General features: G+C 64.8%; 13 protein-coding genes and 1 pseudogene. 6 read left to right on the top strand and 8 right to left on the bottom strand.

What is annotated here, in order from left to right; genetic code table 11:
* The 4 genes and pseudogenes from AACW18_RS21535 to AACW18_RS19905 form a co-directional block, all read right to left on the bottom strand.
* Window positions 1-153: pseudogene (locus AACW18_RS21535) on the bottom strand (DsbA family protein); the annotation flags it as partial.
* Between the two features lie 8 nt (window positions 154-161).
* Window positions 162-905 (bottom strand): DsbA family protein, encoded by a 744-nt coding sequence (locus tag AACW18_RS19915; protein WP_218389642.1) that lies wholly within the window; start codon window positions 903-905, stop codon window positions 162-164.
* The gene (locus tag AACW18_RS19910) at window positions 902-2977 is read right to left on the bottom strand and encodes a protein-disulfide reductase DsbD family protein (RefSeq protein WP_218389641.1); all 2076 of its coding nucleotides are present in this window, start codon (window positions 2975-2977) and stop codon (window positions 902-904) included. The genes AACW18_RS19915 and AACW18_RS19910 overlap by 4 nt, the downstream gene beginning before the upstream one ends.
* Window positions 2978-3029: 52 nt before the next feature.
* A complete protein-coding gene (locus tag AACW18_RS19905; RefSeq protein ID WP_218389640.1) occupies window positions 3030-3407 on the bottom strand; it encodes a hypothetical protein in 378 nt (125 codons plus the stop codon).
* Between the two features lie 175 nt (window positions 3408-3582).
* On the opposite strand from AACW18_RS19905, the gene AACW18_RS19900 reads away from it, so the two are divergent.
* The 4 genes from AACW18_RS19900 (at window position 3583) to pspG (ending at window position 5658) form a co-directional block, all read left to right on the top strand.
* Complete coding sequence (locus tag AACW18_RS19900; RefSeq protein WP_218389639.1) at window positions 3583-4311, top strand: 1-acylglycerol-3-phosphate O-acyltransferase; 729 nt, start codon at window positions 3583-3585, stop codon at window positions 4309-4311.
* 208 nt (window positions 4312-4519) lie between these two features.
* Complete coding sequence (gene pspA, locus AACW18_RS19895) at window positions 4520-5182, top strand: phage shock protein PspA (protein WP_218389638.1); 663 nt, start codon at window positions 4520-4522, stop codon at window positions 5180-5182.
* A gap of 2 nt (window positions 5183-5184) precedes the next feature.
* Window positions 5185-5391 (top strand): PspC domain-containing protein, encoded by a 207-nt coding sequence (locus AACW18_RS19890; protein WP_042652027.1) that lies wholly within the window; start codon window positions 5185-5187, stop codon window positions 5389-5391.
* A 48-nt stretch (window positions 5392-5439) separates the two neighbouring features.
* On the top strand, window positions 5440-5658 hold the full coding sequence (pspG, locus tag AACW18_RS19885) for an envelope stress response protein PspG (protein ID WP_218291113.1): 219 nt from the start codon (window positions 5440-5442) through the stop codon (window positions 5656-5658).
* A 45-nt stretch (window positions 5659-5703) separates the two neighbouring features.
* Here the strand turns inward: pspG and AACW18_RS19880 are convergent, their stop codons facing one another.
* Window positions 5704-6072, bottom strand: coding sequence for a GIY-YIG nuclease family protein (locus tag AACW18_RS19880; RefSeq protein WP_218389637.1), 369 nt, complete (start codon window positions 6070-6072; stop codon window positions 5704-5706).
* A complete protein-coding gene (gene rarD, locus AACW18_RS19875) occupies window positions 6057-6950 on the bottom strand; it encodes an EamA family transporter RarD (protein WP_218389636.1) in 894 nt (297 codons plus the stop codon). Before rarD ends, AACW18_RS19880 begins: the two co-directional genes overlap by 16 nt.
* Window positions 6951-7051: 101 nt before the next feature.
* Here rarD and AACW18_RS19870 point away from each other — a divergent pair, with 101 nt between their 5' ends.
* Entirely contained in the window at window positions 7052-7633 is a 582-nt protein-coding gene (locus AACW18_RS19870) for a uracil-DNA glycosylase family protein (RefSeq protein WP_218389635.1), read from the top strand.
* 17 nt (window positions 7634-7650) lie between these two features.
* Here the strand turns inward: AACW18_RS19870 and AACW18_RS19865 are convergent, their stop codons facing one another.
* A complete protein-coding gene (locus tag AACW18_RS19865) occupies window positions 7651-8508 on the bottom strand; it encodes a DMT family transporter (protein WP_042652032.1) in 858 nt (285 codons plus the stop codon).
* Window positions 8509-8599: 91 nt separating this feature from the next.
* Between AACW18_RS19865 and AACW18_RS19860 the strand changes: the two genes are divergently transcribed.
* Window positions 8600-9490: a LysR substrate-binding domain-containing protein gene (locus AACW18_RS19860; protein ID WP_218389634.1), complete on the top strand. Its 891-nt coding sequence runs from the start codon at window positions 8600-8602 to the stop codon at window positions 9488-9490.
* 28 nt (window positions 9491-9518) lie between these two features.
* On the opposite strand, the gene znuB is transcribed toward AACW18_RS19860, so the two are convergent.
* Window positions 9519-10298, bottom strand: a complete 780-nt coding sequence (gene znuB / locus AACW18_RS19855; RefSeq protein WP_042652034.1) for a zinc ABC transporter permease subunit ZnuB — start codon at window positions 10296-10298, stop codon at window positions 9519-9521.
* Between the last annotated feature and the right edge of the window lie 6 nt (window positions 10299-10304).

Genomic DNA, 10304 nt, shown 5'->3' with positions numbered 1-10304 from the left:
TGCCTGCTTGGCCAGTTCGGCCTTCACTAATTGTTCGAGCTGCTCATAGGGAAGCGCGCCCGGCACCAGCTGGTTGCCGATCAGGGTCGCCGGTGTGCCTTGCACCCCCAGCAAGGTGCCGATGCGCTGACTGTATGGACGCAGCTCCACGGATAGTTTCCTCATGCCTGCTTGGCCAGTTCGGCCTTCACTAATTGTTCGAGCTGCTCATAGGGAAGCGCGCCCGGCACCAGCTGGTTGCCGATCAGGGTCGCCGGTGTGCCTTGCACCCCCAGCAAGGTGCCGATGCGCAGGCTATTGCGCAGCTCCTCGGTGGCCTTGCCTTCAGGTTTGAGCGCCACATTGCCGGTGGCCGCCAGCGCCTTGTTGATGTCCGCCTCGGTCAGCATGCCCTGCTTGCTCATCAGCTTGTCGTGGAGCGGCAGGAAGCGGGCCGGATCCTGCTGCCACAGGGTCAGGCTGTACTGGGCCGCCTTGGCGGAGGTCTGCCCCTTGAACGGCAACAGCTTGATCACCAGCCCCAGATCGTTCGGATAGGCCTTGAGCAGCTTGGCTATCTGCGGATCGAACTGTTTGCAGTAGGGGCAGTTGTAGTCGGTGAACAGCACCAGGGTCAGCTTGGGGTTCCGGGCACCGAGCCGCGGGCTGGTGGCACTGTTGAACAGCATGTCCTTGTTGCCCTTGATGAAGTCACCGAGCTGGGCCTCCTGGGCCGCGGTGTTCTGCTTCTCCCAGGATTCGGCCGCCTCGTCGAGGATCTTCGGATTGGCCACCAGGGTCTCGCGGATCAGCTCCTTGATGCGGGCCTCCTGCTCCGGGGTGAAGGGGGCGGCGTGCAGAGCCGGGGCCAGCAGGCCGGCGGACAGGGAGGCAATCAGGGTCAGAGTGCGCAGGGTCGGTTTCATTTGTTCTCTCCTTCGAAATGGGGGGACTCGCCGTCGCCTTGGGATGAGGCGGCGCGGCGCAACAGGGTCAGCAGGTCGGCCTTGTCCAGCAGCGGGGAGAGTGTCTCTCCCGCTGGCAGGCCTGGGCCGTAGATCTGGTTGAAGGGGACGGCGGCCGCGTCGCGCTTGCGCAGGAAGGCGGCGATGGCGTCGTTGGGTCTGCTCCAGTCACCGCGCAGGGCCACCACATCGGGGGCCGAGAGGGCGTCTTGCACCTCATCGCGTAGCAACACATTGTATTTATTGGCCTTGCAGGTCACGCACCAGTCGGCGGTGACATCGATAAAGATCTGTTTGTTGTCGGCCAGCGCCTGGCTGATGGCCTGCTCCGACAGGGGCTGCCAGGCTACCCTGTCGAGGCTGCCCGAGCCCTGGACGGTGAAGGCCCCGCCCAGCAGCCAGGCCCCGCCCACCAGGGCACTGAGCGACAGCGCCAGGGTGAAACCCCGGATGCCGTAGCGCCAGATAATGCCTGCCAGCAGCACCAGCAACAGCGCCGCCATCAGCCAGCCGCTGGTGACGCTGCCCAGGTGGTTGCCGAGCAGGCTGATCAGCCAGAGGCTGGAGCCCAGCATCAGCAGGCCGAGCAGGAGGCGCAGCCGGCTCATCCAGCGGCCCGGTTTCGGCAGCCAGAGCGCGAGGTGCGGCAGGGCCGCCACCAGCAGCCAGGGCAGGCTCATGCCGATGCCGAGCGCGGTGAAGATGAGCCACAGCTCGGCCAGCGGCGCCGCCAGGGCGAAGGCGACGGCGGTGCCGAGGAAAGGCGCCGAGCAGGGGGTGGCCAGCAGGGTGGCAAAGCTCCCCTGCAGGAAGTGACCCCCGAGGCCATTGCCGCCGCTGGTGGCCAGCCGGGTGCTGAGGGTGCTCGGCAGGCGGATCTCGAACAGCCCCAACAGGTTGGCGCAGAACAGCGCCGTCACCACCACCATGAAGCCGATGAAGCCGACACTCTGGAACTGGATGCCCCAGCCGACCGCCCCCTGGGTGGCCCGCAGCAGGCTGCTCATGGCCGCCAGCAGCCAGAAGGAGGCGAGGATGCCGGCGCTGGAGGCGAGGAACTGCTTGCGCACCTCGGTCTGCTGCCGGTGTTGCTGTTGCAACACAGAGCCGAGCTTGAGCGCCAGCACCGGCAGCACGCAGGGCATCAGGTTGAGGATGAGGCCGCCGAGCAGCGCCGCCCCCAGCAGCCAGAGCAGGGATTGGCGCTGGCCGGGCAGGCTGAGCGCCTCACCTATGGGGACTTCTATGGGGACTTCGGTCTGCCAGGCCTGTTCGTCGCTGGTGAGCAGCAGGCCGAGTTGGCTGCCGCGAATGTCGGGCGCGTCCCCCTGCCAGCCATCGCTGACAGGCACGCGGGCGATCAGGCGGGTGCCTTGCACCTCCAGCGCCGGCTTGCCAAACTCGGCCCCCTCCAGGGCGTCGATGAAGAGCGCCGGGTTTTGCCAGCCCTCGGCGCGCTCCGCCAGCAGTTGCAGCTGGTTGTGTTGATAGCCAAGGCTGACCCTGATGTCCGCCGGCAGCGGCTGGGGCAGGGTGCTCATCCCTTTGGCATAGGCGAAGTCGAAGCCGGCGGGCACGGCACCGTCCGCGTCGAGCCGGAAGGGGTAGTCGGTCAGGATGCAGACGTTGCTGCAGGTGGAGAGGCGCAGGATCCCTTCGAGTGGCTGCTCTTTGGGGTAGCGCAGGCTGATGGGAAAGCTGACGCTTTTCTGATAGCCCTGGGTGCTGAGCCCGGCCACCTCGAAGTGCCGGGGCACGGGCCAGTGCCATTGGAGCTCGGTGACGGGCTTGTGCCACAGGATCTGGGGCGCTATGCCCCCTTCACCCGGGCTGTGCCAATAGGTCTTCCAGCCTGACTCGAGTTCGACCTCGAGCAGGATGCGGGTCTGTTGGGGATCGCTGCGGTCGGCCTGCAACCGCACCTTGGCGTGATCGTTCTGGGGGCTGGTGAGCCAGCCCGTGTCGCTGGCCAATCCCATGGATTGCCACAGCAAGCAGCCCAGTAACAGGGTTGCCTTGAGAAGGTTTGACATCGGTTTTGTCTCGCAAAAAAATGAATGACGGCTAATCAACGAACAGCCGAACTCATTCCCGCCAGACACAGAGGGTGAGATGAAGACGCCGCTCGGGCGGCGAGATGACCCTGGGGGGAGGCAAGGGGGGCGTATAGCGCCAGAGCGGAGCCAGCAGGGCGATGACCAGGGCCACCGCGAAGAACAGCTGCTCGACGCAGAGCAGGCTGGCGGCACTCAGCCACTTGCCGTTGAGCTGGCAACTGCTCGGCTGCGGGCTGGCGGCGCGGGCGCTATCCTGATCGTCGGGACTGCTCTGTTCGGGCAGAGCCTGGCAGCCGAGGGCCTGATTGAGCAGGGCCAGCCGGGCCAGCGGCTGGGCCGCACAGTTGAGCACCAGCAGGCAGACCAGCAGCAGGAGTCGTTTCGCCGCGCGTTGTTGCAACATCATGCTAGCCCCGTCCATCAAGATGGGCACATCCTAGCGGCCAATGGCGGGTGGGGCAAGTCGGGGGTCTGGTCGTGTGCCCATCCGCGGACAGGGGGAGGTCGGTTCTGTTTGGCGAACGCTTGTTCGCTAAAAGGGGGACCAGTATACTGCGCCGAGTTAACATCCGAGGTGTTCGATGCTCAAAATTGCCCGTGTGCTGCTGCTAACCCTGCTGCTCGTCTTCTGGTTTGTGTTTGGTCTGTTGCTCTGCCTGGTGCGTCCGCGCCACCCCAACAACGTCTATGTCTTCGCCCGCATGTACCACGCGGTCTGTCCGCTGATCGGGCTCAAGGTCAGGGTCATCATCCCGGACGAGGTCAAGGCGGTCGGCCCGGCAGTGTACGTCTGCAACCATCAGAGCAACTTCGACATCTTCACCGTGACCGGTGCCGTCATGCCCGGCGTGGTGGCGGTGGGCAAGAAGAGCCTGCTGTGGCTGCCGTTCTTCGGCCTCCTCTTCTGGCTCTCCGGCAACGTGCTGATCGACAGATCCAACCGCTCCCGTGCCATCGGCACCATAGGCCAGGTGGTGGATCGCATCAAGAATCACGGCACCTCCATCTGGATGTTCCCGGAGGGGACCCGCTCCAAGGGCCGCGGTCTGCTGCCGTTCAAGGCCGGCGCCTTCCACACCGCCGTGCAGGCCGAGGTGCCCGTGGTGCCCATCGTCTGCTCCAGCTACTTCGGTCAGGTCGATCTGAACCGCTGGGACAACGGCGAGGTCCTGCTGGAGATGCTGCCGCCCCTGTGCAGCAAGGAGCACGGCGCCGCCGGTATCCGCGATCTGTCAGATACCTGCCGCGCCCAGATGGAGGCCAAGCTGGTCGAGCTGGACAGCCGGCTCGGCCATAGTCCGGCCGTCTGAGGTCGCGTGACGAGATAGGAAGGGAGCCGCTGGCTCCCTTTTTTTGTTGGTTAAAATCACCACCATGTTGGCTATTTTTACCAACTCAGGGTCCTTGGATTTTGACGTTCAATCTCCATCTCTATGTAAAAAAACAATAAATCATCTTGGCACGGCTCTTGTAGTGTCATGGGTAGAGATACCCATCCCATGAACGAGGAGCCAGACCATGAGCGTATTTAGCCGCCTGACCGACGTGATCAACGCCAACCTGCACAGCCTGCTCGACAAGAGTGAGGAGCCGGAGAAGATGCTGCGGCTGATGATCGAGGAGATGGAGCAGGTGCAGGTCGAGATGAGAACCCAGGCCGCCCGCGTCATCGCCGAGCAGAAGCAACTGGAGCGCCATCAGCAGGCGCTGCGCCACCAGATCCAGGAGTGGGCGGCCAAGGCCGAGCTCGCCATCCAGAAGGGCCGTGAAGACTTGGCGCGCGCCGCCCTCACCGAGAAGCTGGCCGAGATCAAGAAGTGCGAGCAGCTGGAGCAGGACAAGGCCCGGGTGGCTGAGGTGCTGGCCCAGCTGACCGCCGACAGCGAGCGGCTGGCGAGCAAGCTGACCGAGGCGCGGGAGAAGCAGAAGATGCTGACCCTGCGCGAGCAGACGGCGCACAGCCGGATCCGGGCCCGTGCCCAGGTCGACAACCAGCGCATGCATGAGCTGATGGCACGTTTCGATGGCTTTCAGGGCCGGGTGGATCAGCTGGAAGCCCAGCTGGAGGCGGCAACCCTGGGGCAGAACCCCTCCCTGGAGGCCCAGTTCCGCGAGCTGGAGCTCAATGACGAGATAGAGCGTGAGCTGGCGAAGCTGAAGGGTCAGCAGGTCGGGGTGTGAGCATGAGCCCCTGGCCCAAGGATCTGGCCCATCGCAAGCTGACCGGGGTCTGTGCCGGCCTGGCCAATGGGCTGGGGATCTCGCGGGTGACGGTGCGGGTCCTGGCGTTGCTCGCCCTGATCCTGATGCCGCCGCTGGCCTTGGCCGCCTACCTGCTGGCGGTGCTGATTATGCCGCCCCGTCGTGAATTGAAGCGCTGGCTGGATTGATCCCCGGATCAGCCCAGTTGGCAAGATACCCCTGATGAGGAGCAACCCATGCTGGAATTTATCGTTTTGATGCTGGTGCTGGTGACCATGGCGCTGACCGGTTTTACCGTGCTGGCCATGCTGCTGGTGAGCGGGGTCTTCGTGCTGTTTGGCGCCCTGGCTGGCATGTTTGCCCTCATCATCAAGCTGGCGCCCTGGCTGCTGTTACTGCTGGTGGTGTGCTGGTTGCTCAGCAACAGGCGCAAGCAGTCGAACACCTACCGTTAAGCCTCCCTGCTGTCGGACCCTGGCCACTGCTCGCAGTGGCCTTTTTTATGGCGCCAGGTGGTTGGTCGTCTTGGGATCGGCGGCGGTGCTTGCCAGCCAGGATTGATGCCAGTCGCTCCACAGTTGAGGCTCGAGCAGCAGCCGCTCCTTGAATGCCTTGCTCTGCTGCTTGAGCCGGTATTCGAGGCGCAGCGCCTCGCCCTTGTCCGCAACCTCCTGCCGCCACACCAGTGCCAGCGGTCCCTTGCCACGCAGGGCGCGCGCGCCCTTGCCGCTCTGGTGCTGGCGCAGGCGCCGCTCGGGATCCGTGCTGATGCCGGTGTAGAGAGCCCCCGCGCCGGTGCGCACCAGATAGATAAACCAGCGCGCCGTCGGCCGATCGACAGTGGTGGGGGCGATCAGGGTTTGTGCCATTCGACTCGGCTCCGCTTGAGCAGATGCAGGGGCAGCAGGCTGATCAGCAGGCCGGCCCAGACGAAGGCGAAGCCCACCGACTTCACCGGATCCACAGTTTCGCCGAACCAGAAGATGGCGAGCAGGAAGGCGAGGCTCGGCTCTATGTATTGCAGCAGCCCCACGGTGCTCATGCGGGTGCGCGCCACGGCGTAGCAGAACAGGCCCACCGGCAGCAGGGTGGCGGGGGCGCTGCCCATCAGCAGCAACCTGTCGGCCCAGTCCCCGGCCATAAACTGGCTGGTGCCGTGCAGGCCCAGCCATACGATGATCAGCAGGGCGACGGGGAGCTGCACCAGGGACTCGAGATAGAGGCTGACGCCGGCATCATAGTGCACCTTCTTCTTGAGCAGGCCGTAGAAGGCGAAGTTGGCGCCCATGATGAGGGAGAACCAGGGCAACTGGCCGTAGGAGAACAGCATGTAGGCCAGCCCCGCCAGGGCCAGGGCGACCGCCAGGTGCTTCTGCGGGCTGAGCCGTTCCCTCAGGAAAATGACGGCAAATACGATGTTGAACAGCGGCGTCATGAAGAAGGCGAGGCTGGTGGCCAGTACCTGGCCGGTGGTCAGGCACCAGGTGAACATGCACCAGCTGACGGACATGACGGGGCCCGCCAGCAGGATGAGGCCGAGCTGGCGCGGCTCGCTGCGCAGCCGTGCCCAGGGCAGCCGATAGCCGAGCAGCAGGAAGAGCCCGCCCAGCAGGACGGCCGACCAGAGCACCCGGTGGGAGAGCAGCTCCCACATGTTGACCTCGGGCATGAACTGGTAATAGAGCGGCAGCATGCCCCACAGCAGGAAGGAGAGGGCCGCACTGCCGGTGCCCATCCAGTTCTTCATCGTTTTCCGTTTATTAAATTAAACAAGTGTGGCCGCATGATAAGTAGCTGCCGGCGGTTTCACAAGCAGGATAGAGGGGGAAAGTCTGCTACCATCGGGCCATGAACCGACTCGACATGCTGTTTGAACAGATCCGGGCCTGCCGGCTGTGCGAGGCCCATCTGCCACTGGGGCCGCGGCCGGTGATCCGTGGCGCCGAGAGTGCCCGCCTGCTGATCATCGGTCAGGCGCCGGGCACCCGTGTCCATGCCAGCGGCATCCCTTGGGATGATCCCTCCGGCGATCGGCTGCGCCACTGGCTCGGGGTGGACAAGGCCACCTTCTACGACGAGTCCCGCATCGCCATCATGCCGATGGGGCTCTGCTATCCCGGCAAGGGCAAGTCGGGGGATCTGCCACCCAGACCCGAGTGCGCGCCGACCTGGCACGACAAGGTGTTGATGCTGCTGCCCCATATAGAGCTGACCCTGCTCATCGGCCAGTACGCCCAGCATTACTATCTGGGTGCGGCGGGCAAGGGCTCGCTCACCGAGACGGTGCACAGCTGGGCCGACTATGGCCCCGCCTGGCTGCCACTGCCGCATCCCTCACCGCGCAATACCTTCTGGCTCAAGAAGAACCCCTGGTTCGAGCAGGAGGTGGTCCCTCAGCTGCGACTCAGGGTCACCCCCCTGCTGGGGTGAGCCTGTAGCCTGTCGCGTCAGACCACCGGCTCGGCCAATGGTTTTGGCTTGCCGCGGGCCATGGCGACCAGCGGCAGTATGATGCACAGGCAGCCAAGCAGCAGCGGTAGACCCGGCTGCTCGTCGAACAACCAGACCCCGATGGCGACCGCCATCAAGAGACCCGTGTATTCCGCCGAGGCGATCTTGCTCGCCTCCGCCTTGCGATAGGCCACCACGCAGAGCCCGGCGTAGACCATGATCAGCGCCGACGAGCCGAAGGCGGGCCACCACATCTGCCACTGCCAGGTTCCCCCTTCCCACCAGGCCAGCGCCAGTATGATGGGCATGCTCAGCACGTTGGTGAAGAACAGGGTCTGGGCGATGGGCTGCTTGAGCGGGATCCGCTTGATCAGCAGGTTGTTGACCGCCATGGAGAGCGCCACCCCGAGCGCCGCCAGCGCGGCCCAGTTCACCTCGGTCGGGCGCAGCACGATCAGCACCCCGATGAAGCCCACCAGCGCCGTCAGCACCTTCTGCCGCGACAGCGCTTCCCCCGCCAGCCAGACCGCGAGCGGCACCATCAGCAGCGGCGCCGCATAAAACAGGGCATTGGCGGTGGCGAGCGGCAAGCGGGTGAGGGCGACCACCATCAGGCAGACGCCGATCGCCCAGATGTGGGCCCGCAGCAGATGCCACTTGAGCGCCACCGGCGGGTTGCGGCGCCAGGACCAGAGCAGCCAGGGCGCCAGCAAGAGGGCGGCGGAGAGTTGGCGAAAGAACACGAACTGGAACACCGGCTGGCTTGGATCCAGTACCTTGACCAGCGCATCGGAAAAGACCGCCACCATGTTGCCTAGCACCAGATAAAGGATGCCGATCCCGACTGCATTCATACCACCTCCCACGTTAGATGAGGGGAGGGTAGCCTGGGGCTAGTTATCCAGTAAAATGATAAAAAATCACCATCTATGAGAATTTTGGATAATGAAGCTGCCCCCCCTGCGCGCCGTCCAGTACTTCGAGGCGGTTGCCCGCCTGCTAAGTTTTTCCCGTGCGGCCCTCGAGCTGAACGTCAGCCAGAGCGCGGTCAGCCACCAGATCCGCCTGCTGGAGGACTTTTTGGGGGAGCGGTTGCTGCTGCGTCAGGGGCGCCTGTTGTCACTGACCGCCCAGGGAGAGATCTATTTCGAGGGCATAGCGGCCGGGCTCGGCCAGATCGCCCAGAGCAGCGAGCAGCTGCGCGGGGGCGGCGAGATGCGGCTGCGGCTCGCGGTCTACAGCTCCTTCGCGGTGAAGTGGCTGATCCCGCGCCTGGCCGGGTTGCGCCAGCTCTATCCCGAGCTGGATCTCAGCCTGGAGATGGTGGCGGAAGATCCCGAACTCTCCGATCGGGTGGCGGACTGCTTCATCACCGTCTCGCCCCACGGCCGCGGCTACTGTCACGATCTCATCTATCAGGAGCGGCTGTTCCCGGTCTGTAGCCGCCGCCTGCTGCAGCAGGTCGAGGGAGAGTGGCCACAGGTCATCTGGCAGTTGCCGCTGTTGTCGGTGCAGTCCATCTACAAGGCGCGGGGGGAGGATTGGCAGCGTTGGGCCCAGGCGGGCGGTCTGGTCATACCGGAGCAGGCGCGCATGCACCACTTCAGCCATGTGCTGCTGGCGATGGAGGCGGCGGCCTGGGATCAGGGGGTGGCGTTCGTGAATGACTACATGCTGCGGCCGGATGATCCCCAGCTGGTGGCCTTGCCGGTCCACCAGCTGGTGACGGGGGATGCGTTCTACTTCACCTGCAAGCGCTCACGGGCCCATGAGCCCGCCATCAGCCGGTTGCGCCAATGGCTGATGATGGAGACGCGCCAGAGCATGCCGCTATAGGCCAAGGCGCAGCCCGACGCACCGGTGATCAGGCCTTCTTGAACTGGCTCAGGATAAACAGGCTGGTGGCGCAGACTACCACTGAGGGGCCGGCCGGGGTGTCCTGGAACCAGGAGAGGCTGAGCCCCCCCAGCACCGCCAGGCAGCCGATCAGCGCCGCCAAGCCGGCCATCTGCTCCGGGGTCTGGCTGAAGCGACGGGCGGTGGCGGCGGGGATGATCAGCAGGGAGGTGATGATCAGCGCGCCGACAAACTTCATGGCCACCGCAATCACCAGCCCGATCAGCAGCATCAGCACGCAGCGCAGCACGTCGACCCGGATCCCTTCCACCCGTGCCAGCTCCTCCGAGATGGTCATGGAAAGCAGGGGATCCCACAGCCGCCACAGGGTGAGCAGCACCAGGGCGCCGCCGCCGTAGATCCAGAGCAGATCCATGGGTTGCACCGAGAGCAGATCGCCGAACAGGTAGGCCATCAGATCCACCCGCACGTTATCCATGAAGCTCAGCGTCACCAGGCCAAGGGACAGGGCGCTGTGGGCCAGGATGCCGAGCAGGGTGTCGGTCGCCACTTGCTGGTTGCGGCTCATGACCACCAGCAGCATGGCCATGGCGAGGCAGCAGACCACCACCGCCAGGGTGAGATCCACCTGCAGCAAGATGCCGAGCGCTATGCCGAACAGGCAGGCGTGGGAGAGGGTGTCGCCAAAATAGGCCATCTTGCGCCACACCACGAAGCTGCCGAGAGGCCCGGCCAGCAGGGCGATGCCGAGACCTGCCGCGAGGGCATATAACAGAAAGCTGTCCACTTGAAT

Source organism: Aeromonas sp. sia0103 (genome assembly GCF_963895295.1).
Classification (GTDB): Bacteria; Pseudomonadota; Gammaproteobacteria; order Enterobacterales; family Aeromonadaceae; genus Aeromonas; species Aeromonas encheleia.
The sequence above is the reverse complement of the archived record's forward strand: the minus strand, read 5'-3'. Positions and strand labels throughout refer to the sequence as shown.

What these genes read in the sequence shown, in the direction of transcription:
- AACW18_RS19860 (WP_218389634.1), top strand. Translation starts at nt 8,600, where the DNA reads ATGAAGCTGCCCCCCCTGCGCGCCGTCCAGTACTTCGAGGCGGTTGCC.
- AACW18_RS19870 (WP_218389635.1), top strand. Translation starts at nt 7,052, where the DNA reads ATGAACCGACTCGACATGCTGTTTGAACAGATCCGGGCCTGCCGGCTG.
- AACW18_RS19865 (WP_042652032.1), bottom strand. Translation starts at nt 8,508, where the DNA reads ATGAATGCAGTCGGGATCGGCATCCTTTATCTGGTGCTAGGCAACATG.
- pspA (WP_218389638.1), top strand. Translation starts at nt 4,520, where the DNA reads ATGAGCGTATTTAGCCGCCTGACCGACGTGATCAACGCCAACCTGCAC.
- AACW18_RS19915 (WP_218389642.1), bottom strand. Translation starts at nt 905, where the DNA reads ATGAAACCGACCCTGCGCACTCTGACCCTGATTGCCTCCCTGTCCGCC.
- rarD (WP_218389636.1), bottom strand. Translation starts at nt 6,950, where the DNA reads ATGAAGAACTGGATGGGCACCGGCAGTGCGGCCCTCTCCTTCCTGCTG.
- AACW18_RS19880 (WP_218389637.1), bottom strand. Translation starts at nt 6,072, where the DNA reads ATGGCACAAACCCTGATCGCCCCCACCACTGTCGATCGGCCGACGGCG.
- AACW18_RS19900 (WP_218389639.1), top strand. Translation starts at nt 3,583, where the DNA reads ATGCTCAAAATTGCCCGTGTGCTGCTGCTAACCCTGCTGCTCGTCTTC.
- AACW18_RS19910 (WP_218389641.1), bottom strand. Translation starts at nt 2,977, where the DNA reads ATGTCAAACCTTCTCAAGGCAACCCTGTTACTGGGCTGCTTGCTGTGG.
- AACW18_RS19890 (WP_042652027.1), top strand. Translation starts at nt 5,185, where the DNA reads ATGAGCCCCTGGCCCAAGGATCTGGCCCATCGCAAGCTGACCGGGGTC.
- AACW18_RS19905 (WP_218389640.1), bottom strand. Translation starts at nt 3,407, where the DNA reads ATGATGTTGCAACAACGCGCGGCGAAACGACTCCTGCTGCTGGTCTGC.
- pspG (WP_218291113.1), top strand. Translation starts at nt 5,440, where the DNA reads ATGCTGGAATTTATCGTTTTGATGCTGGTGCTGGTGACCATGGCGCTG.